The organism is Bradyrhizobium diazoefficiens (genome assembly GCF_016616885.1).
Taxonomy (GTDB): Bacteria; Pseudomonadota; Alphaproteobacteria; order Rhizobiales; family Xanthobacteraceae; genus Bradyrhizobium; species Bradyrhizobium diazoefficiens_F.
In genome coordinates, this window is sequence record NZ_CP067102.1 from 2,213,790 (window position 1) to 2,227,520 (window position 13,731).

Annotated in this window: 16 protein-coding genes and 1 tRNA gene; 7 read left to right on the forward strand and 10 right to left on the reverse strand. The window is 60.9% G+C overall.

The genetic code is table 11. The annotated features are described in order from the left end of the window. Positions 1–52: 52 nt before the first annotated feature. From JJC00_RS09965 to JJC00_RS09980, 4 genes are all read left to right on the forward strand, one after another. Complete coding sequence (locus tag JJC00_RS09965) at positions 53–361, forward strand: hypothetical protein (RefSeq protein ID WP_200472405.1); 309 nt, start codon at positions 53–55, stop codon at positions 359–361. 20 nt (positions 362–381) lie between these two features. Next, positions 382–1,272 carry a sigma-70 family RNA polymerase sigma factor gene (locus JJC00_RS09970; protein ID WP_200472406.1) on the forward strand — a complete coding sequence of 297 codons (891 nt, stop codon included), beginning with the start codon at positions 382–384 and terminating at the stop codon, positions 1,270–1,272. 506 nt (positions 1,273–1,778) lie between these two features. Continuing rightward, positions 1,779–2,108, forward strand: coding sequence for a type II toxin-antitoxin system RelE/ParE family toxin (locus tag JJC00_RS09975; protein WP_246774159.1), 330 nt, complete (start codon positions 1,779–1,781; stop codon positions 2,106–2,108). 11 nt (positions 2,109–2,119) lie between these two features. Beyond that, positions 2,120–2,422 carry a helix-turn-helix domain-containing protein gene (locus tag JJC00_RS09980; protein ID WP_200472408.1) on the forward strand — a complete coding sequence of 101 codons (303 nt, stop codon included), beginning with the start codon at positions 2,120–2,122 and terminating at the stop codon, positions 2,420–2,422. Between the two features lie 80 nt (positions 2,423–2,502). Here the strand turns inward: JJC00_RS09980 and JJC00_RS09985 are convergent, their stop codons facing one another. The 7 genes from JJC00_RS09985 to JJC00_RS10015 all read right to left on the reverse strand — a co-directional run bounded on the left by JJC00_RS09985 (position 2,503) and on the right by JJC00_RS10015 (position 8,557). Beyond that, positions 2,503–3,087 (reverse strand): hypothetical protein, encoded by a 585-nt coding sequence (locus tag JJC00_RS09985; protein WP_200472409.1) that lies wholly within the window; start codon positions 3,085–3,087, stop codon positions 2,503–2,505. A gap of 191 nt (positions 3,088–3,278) precedes the next feature. Then, complete coding sequence (locus JJC00_RS09990) at positions 3,279–3,758, reverse strand: hypothetical protein (protein WP_200472410.1); 480 nt, start codon at positions 3,756–3,758, stop codon at positions 3,279–3,281. A gap of 20 nt (positions 3,759–3,778) precedes the next feature. Then, positions 3,779–6,268, reverse strand: a complete 2,490-nt coding sequence (locus JJC00_RS09995; RefSeq protein WP_246774160.1) for an ABC transporter permease — start codon at positions 6,266–6,268, stop codon at positions 3,779–3,781. A gap of 158 nt (positions 6,269–6,426) precedes the next feature. Beyond that, on the reverse strand, positions 6,427–7,101 hold the full coding sequence (locus JJC00_RS10000) for an ABC transporter ATP-binding protein (protein WP_200472412.1): 675 nt from the start codon (positions 7,099–7,101) through the stop codon (positions 6,427–6,429). Further along, positions 7,094–7,756, reverse strand: coding sequence for an ABC transporter ATP-binding protein (locus JJC00_RS10005; protein ID WP_200472413.1), 663 nt, complete (start codon positions 7,754–7,756; stop codon positions 7,094–7,096). Before JJC00_RS10005 ends, JJC00_RS10000 begins: the two co-directional genes overlap by 8 nt. Before the next feature lies 1 nt (position 7,757). Next, entirely contained in the window at positions 7,758–8,354 is a 597-nt protein-coding gene (locus JJC00_RS10010; RefSeq protein ID WP_200472414.1) for a hypothetical protein, read from the reverse strand. After that, positions 8,351–8,557 carry a hypothetical protein gene (locus tag JJC00_RS10015; protein ID WP_200472415.1) on the reverse strand — a complete coding sequence of 69 codons (207 nt, stop codon included), beginning with the start codon at positions 8,555–8,557 and terminating at the stop codon, positions 8,351–8,353. The genes JJC00_RS10010 and JJC00_RS10015 overlap by 4 nt, the downstream gene beginning before the upstream one ends. Before the next feature lie 349 nt (positions 8,558–8,906). On the opposite strand from JJC00_RS10015, the gene JJC00_RS10020 reads away from it, so the two are divergent. After that, entirely contained in the window at positions 8,907–9,569 is a 663-nt protein-coding gene (locus JJC00_RS10020) for a response regulator transcription factor (RefSeq protein WP_200472416.1), read from the forward strand. Positions 9,570–9,916: 347 nt separating this feature from the next. Here the strand turns inward: JJC00_RS10020 and JJC00_RS10025 are convergent. Then, a tRNA-Ile gene (locus tag JJC00_RS10025) sits at positions 9,917–9,992 on the reverse strand. 74 nt (positions 9,993–10,066) lie between these two features. Here JJC00_RS10025 and JJC00_RS10030 point away from each other — a divergent pair. Then, positions 10,067–10,228, forward strand: coding sequence for a hypothetical protein (locus tag JJC00_RS10030; RefSeq protein ID WP_200472417.1), 162 nt, complete (start codon positions 10,067–10,069; stop codon positions 10,226–10,228). A 73-nt stretch (positions 10,229–10,301) separates the two neighbouring features. On the opposite strand, the gene JJC00_RS10035 is transcribed toward JJC00_RS10030, so the two are convergent. After that, on the reverse strand, positions 10,302–11,276 hold the full coding sequence (locus JJC00_RS10035) for a Bug family tripartite tricarboxylate transporter substrate binding protein (protein ID WP_200472418.1): 975 nt from the start codon (positions 11,274–11,276) through the stop codon (positions 10,302–10,304). A gap of 107 nt (positions 11,277–11,383) precedes the next feature. Between JJC00_RS10035 and JJC00_RS10040 the strand changes: the two genes are divergently transcribed. Then, a complete protein-coding gene (locus JJC00_RS10040; RefSeq protein ID WP_200472419.1) occupies positions 11,384–12,346 on the forward strand; it encodes a TAXI family TRAP transporter solute-binding subunit in 963 nt (320 codons plus the stop codon). Between the two features lie 71 nt (positions 12,347–12,417). On the opposite strand, the gene JJC00_RS10045 is transcribed toward JJC00_RS10040, so the two are convergent. Beyond that, on the reverse strand, positions 12,418–13,647 hold the full coding sequence (locus JJC00_RS10045) for an ABC transporter substrate-binding protein (protein ID WP_200472420.1): 1,230 nt from the start codon (positions 13,645–13,647) through the stop codon (positions 12,418–12,420). Between the last annotated feature and the right edge of the window lie 84 nt (positions 13,648–13,731).

Sequence of the window (13,731 nt, forward strand, 5' to 3'; positions counted from 1 at the left end):
TGGCAAACGTCCTGGGGGTGAGCTGGTCGCAATATGAGCAAGGGAGCGCGCGATGAGAAGGACACTGATCAGATACAAGGCCAAGCCGGAGCTGGCCGACAGGAACGCCGAGCTGGTTTCGGCCGTATTTGCTGAATTGAAGGCAGCCAGGCCGGACGGCGTACGCTATCTGACGCTGCGCCTGGAGGACGACACCTTCATCCATCTCGTCGAGGCCGCGGCCGAGGACGGCTCGAGCCCGATCCCGAAGCTCAGGGCATTTCAGGCGTTTCAGGACGGCATCCGCGACCGCTGCGCCGAGCCGCCGCTGGTTCGTGATGTGAAGATCGTCGGGAACTACCGTATGCTGAACGAGTCCTGAACAGACGAGACGGAGGAGCAATGGCGCCAGACCCGCTGGCCACTATCGATATCGAGGCCCTGCTGGCGCGGATGCGACCGAAATTGCATCGCTACTGCGCACGCATGGTCGGCTCGGTCATCGACGGTGAGGATGTGCTGCAGGATGCGCTGATCAAGGCGATGGAGGCGACACCATCGGTCGCGCCCATCGTCAATCCCGAGGGCTGGCTGTTCCGCATCGCGCACAACACCGCGCTGGATTTCCTGCGCCGCCGCAACCGGCAACAGGCGCTGCATTCGGCTGAGGAGGTGGACATGATCGCCGACCGGCTCGATGATGTGGAGAGCCGCCAGATCGCTGCGACCAGCCTGCGCACCTTCATGCGGCTGCCGATAGCGCAGAGATCCAGCGTGATCCTGATGGACGTGCTCGGCTGCTCGCTTGCCGAGGTCTGCGACATCATGGACTTCAGCCTGCCGGCGGTGAAAGCCGCGCTGCATCGTGGGCGCACGCAGCTGCGTGAACTGGCGCAGCAGCCTGACGATGTGCCGCAGCCGGGCCTGTCGGAAGCCGATCGGTCGCGGCTCAACGCCTATGTCGGTCATTTCAACGCCCGCGACTTCGACGCGATCCGCGCCATGATCGCCGATGACGTCAGGCTCGAGCTCGTCAATCGCACCAGGCAGAAAGGCAAGGCCGAGGTGTCGAATTACTTCGGCAATTATTCGAAGGTCAGCGATTGGCACCTGGTGACGGGGCAGGTCGAGGGACGTCCCGCGATCCTGGTGTTCGATCCGAACGACCCGAACGGGCGGCCGAAATATTTCATGCTGCTCGACTGGTCATCCGACAAGCTCGCTACCATCCGGGATTTTCGTCACGCGGCCTACGTCATCGACGGCGCGGAGTGCGTGGTGGATAGAGGGTGAGCTGGCCCTCCGCATCGGTGCAGGCGTCGCCGCGAAAGCGTGTGCGGCAGCCTGACGGCCTTTACCTTGCATGAGAGGTCATCAACCCAACATCACCGCACGCCCGTGCCTTTGCATCGCTGGCACTTCACCACCTTGTCGCCCTTCTTGAGCAAGCCTTTGCCCTCACAATTTTTGCACTTCTGCTTCTTCTTGATGTTCGGGCCTTTTTCACTAACCATGAAATTGTCCTGCCGCTAGAGAGCGGTCGACTGGTGATTTGTACGGGCTGCGCTTGGCGAGGGCGATAATCTAAACGGACGCCGATTGCGCTGCCGTTTTCATTCAATATCCATCCTCGGGCTTTTTTGCATGGGGGCTACAGATAATCGTAGCGTCTTGCCGATCTACTCCGACGGTGCGCGAGCTGCAACGAGGAGGTGAGTCGGATTGCCATTGCGGAACTGTACATTATATGGTACGGAGTGATTACATAGGGCTGCATGCCAAATCATGATTCCCATAAGATGCCCGTCGTGTTTTACCGCACGCAGGGCGGGACCGAGGTTGTGCGGGATTGGCTGCGGAGCCTGGACGAGGCCGACCGTCAGGCCGTGGGCCTCGACCTCATGCGCGTTCAATACCGCTGGCCGGTGGGTATGCCGCTTTGCCGGGCGCTAGGCGATGGCTTGTGGGAGGTGCGCACGTCGCTGCCGAGCAACCGGATCGCTCGTGTCCTGTTCAGCGTGCAGCGGGGTCGCATTCTGGTCCTTCACGGATTCATCAAGAAGACCCAGAAGACGCCGCCCGATGATTTGGCGCTGGCGCATCGCAGAAACCGTGAATTCGAGAAATGAAGGAGACCAACATGGCGAAAAAGAAGAAAGCAGTCCGTTCCGTCGCCAAGCTCACCACACTCGATGATTTCCTCGGCAAAGAAGGCAATCGAGAGGAGTTCGAGGCCATCGCAGTCAAAGAGGTCCTCGCGTGGCAGATCGAGCAGGCGATGAAGGAGAACAACATATCCCGCAACAATCTGGCCCAGCGCATGAAGACGTCGCGCAGTCAGATCGGGCGCCTGCTCGACCCTAAGGACGGCAACGTTACGCTGGCAACGCTTCAGCGCGCCGCGCGCATGGTCGGGCGGTCATTGCGGCTGGAGCTGGTTTGAAGCATGGATATGATGCTGGCAGTGCGCTTAATCGGATGGAGACATTCGGTGCTCTGGGCTGCACTGTCACCGTAACCCTTTCATTCGACGGAGCCGACATTAGCCGATGCCGTTGCAGTCGGTTCGACGGTTGATAATTTCCCTACCCGACGGTCCGAAATTGTCGTGTCATATCGCTCAATGAACTTGAGCAGCTTGCCACGATCCGCGTTGTACTCCTCACCCCACTTCCCGATTCCATGCCCGATGGCTTTGATCAGTCCGAACAGATCAAAAGGCTTCGGTGCGTTCGAGCCTGTCAAAGGCCTAATGAATCCAGCCTCGCCCAGGCAAGGCATGATCGGCGAAACCTTCCCTGCAATGACTTTTCTAGAAGAGAGGTTCGTCATGTGCAGAACAGAATTGCGGAACTCCCACAGCTCATCTGCCGAGATGCTAAGCGGTTCGAGGTCAACATATACAGTAACCCACTTGCCGAAATTCCCCGAAACATCACCGTACTCAACGAAGGCGAGTGTATCGACACACGACATCAGCAGCTTTGAACATGAGACGTAAAGCTTTGCGTTGAAAGGCGTGCGAATACCGTTGAAATAGTCGTCGTGAATTAGCTCGGTAAAACGGAAGCCATTCTCGCTGGCGTACTCTACGAGATAGTCCGGCATGCTTCCCCAACCTTCCTGATAGGTTGCGGCGTCGCCGCGGTAAGGTCCAAGCGCAATGTCTATCGATTTTTGGCAGACCATCGACAATCGATGTGATGCAACATACAGGTGCCGTACTGGCTCGAAAGAGCACGAATGCCTCTTCGAAATATTCGAGCCCCTGTCCATATCGGTAGACCGCGAGCCACTCTTCAGGCGTGAAGCCCTCTGACAAAAAGTCTAAGGCGATGGGTGGTTGTCGATATCGCCACGGTGAGATTGTCCAACGAAGCTCGCGATACAGTTCCCGCAGACCGTTTCGCGCGAGCTCGCAAATTTAGGGCAAGCGCAGCAACGGCCAACGTGATCGCCGCGCCATTCGATCTCCGCTTCAACAGCAATGCGGCAAGGCGTCTCTGGTGAGTGCCCCACCGCCCGCCTTCGCCTTCGGGCTTTGGCGCGGCAGCCTTCACTCGCTTCGGTTTTGATGTGCGGCGCTGGCTTGCCCAGCCGAAGCTCGCGAAGCGAGCGAAGGCTGGCGGGCCCGGCAGGACTCGAACCTGCAACCAGACCGTTATGAGCGACGGGATATCGGTTGCGATCGTTGATTTTGCTGCCTTTTCGTCCGAAATCGAGCGCGTTCGTTGCGATTTGATGAAGTCGTTTCTGGTGCGAAACTGGTGCGTGACCATTCGGACCAGTCTCATCTCGTTTAGCCTCCCCGCAGCGCCTCGAGGTCCGGCTTTTTCGAGAGCACCAGTGCTCCGGTTATGGCGATTGATCCGCAGACCAGCGCCGTCGCCAGAGCCACCATCACATAGAGCCAAGGAATCGATAAGGTCTCCGGCGGCGGGTCAAACACACCGGAGAGAAGAGTCACCAAGGCGAAAGCTATGCCAAAGCCGACCACAATGCCCATAATGGCCCCGCCGACCACGATGAACAGCCCCTCGCTCCACAGAAAGGCTCCCAGCTGCCATGGCGTGGCGCCAAGCCCGGACAGAATAGTGAAGGTGCGACGCCGCTCGGAAAGTCCCAAGGCCAGAACGAGTCCGGTGACGCCCGCGATCATCAGGACAGAAAAGCCGAGTTCCAAAGCGGTCAGGCCACGCAGATCGACCGCGGTCAGGCTCGAACTGATAATCGCCTGTGTGTCGCCGAGTGTGGTGACCTTCGTGCCGCCCTGCATCGCCGCCAACTTGCGCGTCGCCGCGGCGACGGCTTCCGGGTTCGCCGCAGTCCGCAATAGAACAACTTCGCTGACGTCGGAGCCTGTCTTCTGCGCGATGTAGTTCGCATTGGCTACGAGAAATGAGTCCTTCGGAGCTGTTGGAAACTCACGCACGACGCCGATGAACCTGAACGGGACAACGTGATATTGATGATCCGTCGCGCTCTGCAGGCGCAAGTTCAGGCGCTCGCCGGGTTGCAGCTGAAAGTCGTCGACGGTCTCCTGCGAAACAAGAACACCATCGGGCGTCTCGGCCAACAGCGCGAGAGATTTGGCCGCATTGTGATTTGCGAAATATGCATTTGAGATCGTGGTGAGCTTGCCGATGGTCGCGGGATTGATCCCGAACATGTCTTGCAGGTCCGCTCCCACATAGGCGAAACGATGCATCATCGGTTCCGCTGCGACCACGCCCGGAATGGCTCTTAGGCCTGGCAGAAGTTCGCTCGCGGGGTGGGTTGTGGTCCCGCTCACCGTGACATCGGCGCCGTTGGTGAGTTCAGCGTCGATGCGGGACTGCGCGTTATACGTGCTGTTGAAGATGGCGGTTGCCGTCGCAAAGGCGAATGCGAGGGCGACGAGCGCGACACCCCTGGCCATGCGACCTCGCTGACGCGACAGGGAGGCTGCGATGATGGGAGCAAGCGCGGCAGAAGCCGGCGCGAGCAGGGCCGCCACCATGTTTTTGCCCGACCCGAGCGCCCATCTGCTCAGGCGAAGCCACAACAAGCCGGCGCCGATCCAGAAGCACAGCGGCGCGAGGAAAGCCTCGTAATGCACGGAGGTTTGGGCCACGCCCTCGGGAGCCAGAACAATCTCGTAACCGGCCGTTGCGACCGTCCAGAAGACGATCGCGCCGATCACCAGAGTGGCAACGTCCAGATAAAGCCGCTGCCACAGTGAACGTGTCGTTCGCTCCACCTCGGCACGGGCAGCGGAGATTGACGTGCGTGTTGCGTCCCGCCACGCTGGAACGAGAGAGGCCGCGACGCCAAAGCCAAACCCGATAGCGCCAACAAGAACCAACCATGCCGCCACAAGCCTCAGATTTTCGAGCCGCCACCAGAGGACCGCTACGACGACGGCGAGAAGCAGCCCGATGATGACGCCTGTTCCGCCGACCGCAACCGCCTCGATCGCCGCAAGGCGCAACACTTGCAGCAGGGATGCGCCGCGAAGGCGCAACAGCGCCTGCTCGCGGCGCCGACGCGCTGAACCGGAAGAGGCGACCGCAAGCGTCACCAGCAGCGCTAAAACCACGCCGGGTATCCCAAGGAAGAGGAACAGGACTTGCGCATACAGCGAGTCGGCGCGCACCGCATCAAGCCTCGCTGCGAGATTGTCAGCCACGGCGGCGCTGCCTGCGGCACGCGCCTCGAAATTCTTGGCGGTGCGCTGCGCCTGGATGAAGGCGGCGCTTGGGTCCGGTGGCAAAGCACCATGATCGAGCCGGACATGGATTTCGGTGCGGACAGTGTCCGGTCGGGCGGACGATTGCTGATCGAAAACGTCCCGCCACTGTGGCATTGGCATGACAAGGATATTGTCCGGCGGCGCTTGGGGCGCAATGTTCTTGGACAGCCCAATCGCTTGGAACATAGAATCCGCATTCGGCAAAGCCACGATTCCGGCGATCTTCACGTCGATCGGCCCCATACCGACGCGATGGATCGTAACCGTGTCACCGGGTGCGACGTGAAGACTCGCGGCTGTTTGGGTGGCAATCAAAACGCCGTACCATGAGCCCAGATTGAGCTGGATCTGACCCGGAAAATGCTGACGATAATCTGGCTCCAGGCCGAGCACTTTGCCTGGTCCTGTCGTCTGCGATGTTGCGTCCGTCGTGGCGGAAAATCCTTCGGTGTCCGCATATCCAACCGACTGAAGCGCGTCATACCGAGCGGCTTTATGAACCGCGTCGATCACCGCCGCCGGATTTGCTCCAGATGCTACCAGCACCTGCCAGTCCACCGGGAGGCTCGCCACCGCACGTCGGGCCATGCTCTCGGAGGAGGCGACGACGAATGCACCAAGGGACCCGAGCAATGCGACTGGCAGCGCAAGTCCCACAATAGCAGCGGCAAGGCGGCCCGAGTGTCCCGTGAAAATAGCTTTGAGCCAAAGCCGTATCATGTGCCCAACATCGCGTCTGATAACTGGAGCTGTCCGTGATCCATGAACCACGTGGTTTGCAAGGGTTCGGCGACAGAGGGATCGTGGGTGGCAACGACGAGAGCGGCGTCTCTGCCCTCAAGGGATTGCAGCAATGCATCCACGGTCTGTCGAGCGATGAACTGGTCTAGCTGCCCCGTCGGTTCGTCGGCCAGAATCAACCTGGGCTTCAGCGCAATCGCCCTCGCAAGCGCGACACGTTGCGCTTGCCCGCCCGACAGTTCGTCCGGAACTTTGTCCGCGATGCCCACGAGTCCAAGCAAGTCCAACACTTCCATTGCCCGGGCCCGGGGCGAAGGGATGGATTCGGCTATTCGTAGCGGGATTTCGACATTCTCGACGGCACTCAATGTCGGGATCAAGCTCGGCGCCTGGAATACCATGCCAATATATGTGGGCCTAAGCGCCTCATGCCGGCCCCTTGCCTGCCAGGTCAGCCGACCACTCGTCGGCTCGTCGAGGCCGGCGATCAGATGAAGCAATGTCGATTTTCCGCTACCGGAGCGGCCGACTAGGGCTATTCGATCGCCGGCCCGAATTACAAATGAAGCCGGTTGGAGGGCACAGATGTCGGCCCCACCTTGGCGGAAATGACGTGCCACATTCTCGCCTTCGACCAGGATGTCAGGCATCGTCGATTTTTCCATCGCGAAGATGGATAATGCGGTCAGCGCACGCGGCAAGCGCGTGACTATGGGTTGCCACCAGGACCGCAACTCCGGTGCGACGCTGTTCGTTCAACACGTCAAGAATAGAGCGTTCCGTCATTGCGTCGACCTCTCCAGTCGGTTCATCAGCCAGAAGTAGGCGCGGCGCAGCAGCGAGGGCGACGGCAAGGCCCGCCCGCGCCAATTCGCCTCCCGATAATTGACCCGGCCATGCGCTTGCGCGATCCGCGAGCCCTGTTTGGATCAGCAGCGTCTTTGCCCGTTTGTTGTCACTCTTCCCGGCAAGAAGCGTTGCCAGCTTCACGTTGTCTGTCACCGAGAGCGAAGAGAACAAATTTCCGGATTGCATTAAGATGCCGACGTTCGCGCCTCTGCGGCGCGCGCGTTCGGTTTCGGGACGCCGGGTCAGGCGTTCCCCGAGCAGTTCCACGTATCCGCCGTCCAGTTCGTCCAAACCCGCTAGGCAGGCGAGCAAGGTCGATTTGCCGCTCCCGGATGGACCAACCAGTGCGACCAGCTCACCTTCGTCAAGCCGCAGGCTGACGCCGCGCAGCGCCAGAGTCTCGGATTCCCCTGTGTGAAAGAACCTGTAGACATCGAATGCCTCAAGGATAGTCATGTCACTGCCACCTGAAGCTCTTCGCCATTAGATCCCACTGATCGGCGTTGTCCGCTCCTAATGGCGCGGACAAGGTCAAAGTGACCAGCTTGCCGTTCTTCCAGAAGAAGTAGCGCTCATTCTCCTCGCGGATCGCTTTCTCGGTCACCGGGTTCGGTTCCGAATTCGAGCTATAGCTCGCGACCACCGCAGATCCCGTGGGAAGCTTGACGGATTTGACCGCCGTCACATGAACCGCTCTACCCGTTTTCTCAAGTTCAGCGACCTCCAGCTGTTTGACGTTGGCGAGGGTCACCGCGTCGGGACGTTGCGACGCAGCAAGCGCAATCGTGTTGTATTTGTCGCTGAAAGTGACGCCGTCCGGGATCTCACGACGAGCCCATCCTTCGGGAACCTTGATATTGAAGCCCTGCGGCGAGCGGTACTCAATGAAGACCTGATTGTCTGGAATGTCGCCGGGTGGGTTTTTTTCCGGTGCCAGCGGCCTTTCCGATGCCGAAGGTGCCGACCTGCTCGCTTGCGCAAAGAGCGAAGCTGGCGCGAATCCTACGAAAGTTACCGTGGCTGCAGCCACGACAGACGTAGCTATTCTGTTCATTGTCGTTTCCTTTCCGGTCTTCCATCCTTTCGACCTTGTCGCGACAGCTTGGAAAATCCGATGGTCGCCAGGCACTGAATTTTCAAATCGTGTCCATCACGGATAACAGCCCTGGGGATCCGGCGTAGCTGCACGCAAGGTTCCAGCGCACGATCGATTTCCCTGTCCAGCGTGTGCCAGTCGGCAACCGCCAGCAGCTTCAACGCAGGTTCCTTAAAAGCCTCACTGCGTCTCAAGTTCCTTGATCCGCGTTTTCGTGCCGGCCATATCGCTTTGTCCGGAATCTCTTCAGGATCTGCGGGGAGCGCGATCCGTGCCGTTGACCAGATCGGAGCTCCTCGGGGCGAATAGCCGGCTCGAGAGGACTATGCCGGATCATGACCGAATCGACTTAGCTCCGCCTTAGAATTGGCCCCGCCGTAGAAGGAGAGTTCTTTGAAAATGGAACTGGCAGTCCGAACCACACGCTGGGACGCTCGACGTCTTCTAAGCCTGGGCTAAGTCAGGAGAGCGTAGAATTAGGCTATCGGCGTCTCGGGTGAGGGATCGAGGATGCCAGTCTTGCTCATCGAGGACGACAGGATGGTCGGCGCGGCTGTCGAGCAAGCGCTGAAAGACGCGGCCTACGCAGTCGACTGGGTGACGGACGGCGAAGCGGCGATCCATGCGGCGGAGAGCGAGGCCTACGAACTGGCACTTCTCGACCTCGGGCTACCGAAGGTCGATGGGCAGGAGGTACTGCGCCGGCTGCGCAATCTCGGCTGCAGACTACCCGTCATCATCGTGACCGCGCGGGATGGCGTCGATGATCGGATCGACGGGCTTGATCTCGGGGCTGAGGGGTATTTGGTGAAACCGTTCGAGATCCGCGAATTGCTATCGCGGATGCACGCCGTGCTTCGGCGCGAGGGCAGCGGCTCGCTGGCGGTGCTGCCCAATGGAATGCTCAGTCTCGACCCGGCGACGCGAGAAGCCTCGCTACTCGGGCAACGAGCGCTGCTCACCGCGCGCGAGTTCGCGCTGCTTCAGGCGTTGCTGGCAAGACCAGGTACGATTCTGTCGCATAGCGAGCTTGAACGGCAGATCTATGGATGGAATGAAGAGGTGGAGACCGACGCCGTCGAATTCTTGATCCACACGATCCGCAAGAAGCTTGGTTCTACCGCGATCCGCAACGTGCGCGGCGCCGGGTGGATGGTGGACCGCCCCTCATGACAAGGTTGCCGCAAGCAACTATTCGCTTCCCGAGAACTTCAAATTGAAAATCGGACTCGAGGCAAAGGTTCGCCGGGGCACTTACTCATAAATCGTCCATTTCCGCATAACCTCGGAAGCGGTAGGAAAGCGCGCAAGTAGGCACTTTGGAGTTGTGACCAAAACGGATATCCGTTTTATGCGAAGAGACCGCCGAATCTCGATTGAAAAGCAAAAGACCCTGGTCGGATGGAAGGTGCAGCATAAGTTTGCCGGCCGCTGAGGGCAGAGCATAGATGAGATAAAGTAGGGCGTTTCGGCGCAGCGATCCACGGCGAGGTTCAACAACCCGCCACCACTGATTTCATTGGTGGGCCCGGCAGGACTCGAACCTGCAACCAGACCGTTATGAGCGGCCGGCTCTAACCATTGAGCTACAGGCCCCGCCGCGAGACGGCCGCGGAGGTGCGGCCGGCAACGGTGCGCGGTTCGTTTACAGGGCCTGAGGCGGGGGTGCAATGCCGGGGCTGGCGAACCGAAAACGTCGGCGCGGCATCGCCGGCTATTTCAAAATTACCGAATTTTGTGATGATGCCCCTATGCGCCTGTTTTGCCCGACGTGTCAACCGTTCTCCGCGGTGGTGCCGATTCCGCTTCCGCAAGTCACTGAAATCGTGTGATTTTTCTACTGTGCATGGGGTTGTTTTCGCGTTTTGACCGGAGGGGGACCGGCAGGTCCCCCTCCGTCGCGGCCTAGTCCACCGAGACCCCGGCGAACTCCACCACCTTGCGCCACTTGTCCGTCTCGTCGGCGACGAGCTTGCCGAACTCGGCCGGGGTCATCGGCTTGGGGATGCCGCCGTTCTCGGTTAGCCGCGCGATGACCTTCGGGTCCTTCAGCGCGTCGCCCACCGCCTTGTTGAGGATCTCGACGATGTCGGGCGGCGTGCCCTTTGGCGCGGAGATGCCGTAGAAGCCGATCGCTTCGAAGCCCGGCACGGTCTCGGCGATCGCCGGCACGTCGGGCACGCTCGGCCAGCGCTGCGGCGAGGTCACGCCAATGGCGCGGACATTGCCGCCGCGCGACTGCTCGAGCGCGGATGGAAGGTTGTCGAAGATCAGCTGCACCTTGTTGGAGATGATGTCGGGGAAGGCGATTGCCGAGCCGCGATAGGGCACATGCACCATGTCGCACTTGGTCATCGCCTTGAACAGCTCCGCCGACATGTGCACCGAGGTGCCGTTGCCGGACGAGGCGAACGAGATCTTGCCGGGGTTGGCCTTGCAATAGTCGATGAACTCCTGAACCGTCTTCACCGGCATCGCGTTCGAGACGACCAGCATGTTGGTGAGCTGCATGATGCTGGCGACCGGGATGGTGTCGCGCAGGAAGTCGAACGGCAGCTTCTTGTAGAGCGAGGTCGAGATCGCGTTGTTGGGCGCGACGAACAGCAACGTGTAGCCGTCGGCCGGCGAGTTGATCGCAGCAGCAGCCGCGATATTGCCGCCGGAGCCGGTGCGGTTCTCGACGATGAACTGCTGGCCGAGGCGGTCCGACAGCGCTTGCGCCATGATGCGCGCCACGATGTCGACCGGGCCGCCGGCGGCAAAGCCGATCAGCCAGTGCACCGGGCGGTCAGGGTATGCGGCGGAGGCGGGAGGCGAGGCTGCGACAAGACCGAGGAGAAAAACCAGCCCGAAAACAGTGTTACGCAAAATTCGCAACATGACGCCTCCCATTGTTCTATTGTCGTTATGGGGCATGCTTTCACAAAATCGGGCCGCTGCCTACATCGTCGCAAGTCGGTGTTGACGCGGATCCGCAGGGACCGGCCATGAAATTCGCGATCATCCTTCTCAGTGCGGCGCTGCTGTTCAGCCCCGCCACCGCCCAAACCGGAGGCAACGCCATTTCGACCTCGACACTCAGCTTGGGCACCGCGACGCCGGGCGGCGGTTTCCCGCTCTATGGCAACGCCTTTGCGGAGGTGATGAATGCGGCCGATCCTGCGCTCACCATCGCCCCGCGCAACACCAGGGGCAGCAACGAAAACATTCCGCTGTTGGAGAAGGGCGAGCTCGATCTCGCGCTGGTCGCGGGTGAGCCGGCCTATGAGGCCTTCGCCGGCATCGGGCGCGCGAAGGTCGCGCTGAAGATCTTGACCGCGATCTATTCCAACCCCGGCATGTTCGTGGTGCGAGCGGACAGTCCCTACAAGACCATCCACGATCTCGTCGGCCAACCGGTCGCATTCGGCGCCAAGGGCTCCGGCCTGCCGATCCTGGCGCGCTATGTGCTCGATGGCCTTGGACTGAAGCAGGACGAGGATTTCAAGGCGATTTATCTCGACCGCGCCGGCGACGGCCCCGCGATGGTCGAGGATGGCCGTGTCGCAGCACTCTGGGGCGCCGGCATCGGCTGGCCGGGTTTTGCGGCGGTGGCCTCGAGCGCGTCAGGCGCGCGCTTCATCGCGCCCACCGCCGAGGAGATCACGCGCATCCGCGCCAAGCATGCGTTCCTCAAGCCGCTGACGGTGCCGGCCGGCTCCTATCCAAAACAGTCCGAGCCGATCGCCTCGCTCGGCTCCTGGAGCTTTGTCCTGACGCGCGCGGATCTGCCCGACGATGTCGCCTATCGTCTCGCAAAGACGCTGCACGGCGTCGAGGCGAGTTTCTGCAAGAAGCTCGCGCAGGCCTGCGAGACCACGGCGGCGAACACGGTCGCGGCCGCGCCGAAGCCGGAGCTGATTCATCCGGGCGTGATGAAGTATTTTCGCGAGATTGGGGTGGTGAAGTAGCGAATGGCGAGTTGCGAATAGCGAATGGAATCTGCCTCCATTCGCCACTCGCTATTCGCCATTCGCCAATCTCACTTCTTCAGCATCGCACACGCCGGGTCCGGCGGCCCGAACGCCTTGTCGCCGGAAATCGTCGTGAGGATCTTGTAATAGTCCCACGGATATTTGCTCTCCTCCGGCGTCTTCACCTGCACCAGCCAGAGGTCGTGAACCATGAGATTGTCCTCGCGCAAGCGACCGTTGCGGGCGAAGAAATCCTCGACCGGCGTCTCGCGCATTTTCGCGGCGACCTTGAGCGGATCGTCGGTGCCGGTCGCCTTGATGGCGTTGAGATAGTGCATCACGCTGGAATAGACGCCGGCCTGCCACATCGACGGCATCTTGTTCATCTTGGCGAAATAGCGCTTCGACCATTCGCGGGTCTTGTCGTCCATGTCCCAATAGAACGAGGTCGTCAGTAACAGGCCTTGGGCTGCCTGCAAGCCGAGGCCGTGGATGTCGGTGATCAGTGCGAGCAGCGCCGCCATCTGCTGGCCGCCCTTGAACACGCCGAACTCCGAGCCGGTCTTGATCTCGTTCATGTTGTTGGGCGGGCCGGCCGCGATGCCGATGATCTTGGCCTTGGAGGCCTGCGCCTGCAGCACGAAGGAGGAAAGGTCGGGTGTCGCCAGCGGTGGTCGCACCGAGCCCAGCACCTTGCCGCCATTGGCGGTGATGACGGTTGAGGCGTCGCGCTCCAGCGAATGGCCGAAGGCGTAGTCGTCGGTGATGAAGAACCAGCTGTCGCCGCCGCGCTTGACCACGGCGTCCGCGGTGCCGACCGCGAGCGCGCGGGTGTCGAACACCCACTGCATCGCATAGGGCGAGCAGAACTTGCCGTGGAAATCGGCGGTGCCGGTGGAGTGGGTGATGAACAGCCGCTTCTTCTCGTTGGCGACGTTCTGCACCGCGAGGCCGACGGCCGAGACCGGCACGTCGACGATCAGGTCGACCTGGTCGACGTCGTACCAGCGCCGCGCGATCGCGCCGCCGACGTCGGCCTTGAGCTGGTGGTCGCCGATCACGATGCTGATCGGCTTGCCGAGCACGGTGCCGCCGAAATCGTCGATCGCCATCTGCGCCGCCGTCACCGAGCCCTGGCCGGTCGGCGCGGAGGCCGGACCGTTCATGTCGGTGAGCACGCCGATCTTGACGACGTCGTCGGACACCTGCGCCATTGCGGTGCCCGACAGCAGCGCCGCCGCCAAGGGCATCGCTAAAAAGGCAGCCGCGACCGGCAGTCCAAATCTCGCTGGATTCACGCTTGTCCTCCCCTGATCCGGCTCGTTGGCCGGAGTTGCTTGTCCGGGTACGGCCCGGCTGAATTGGTTTCTTTTGCAACTATT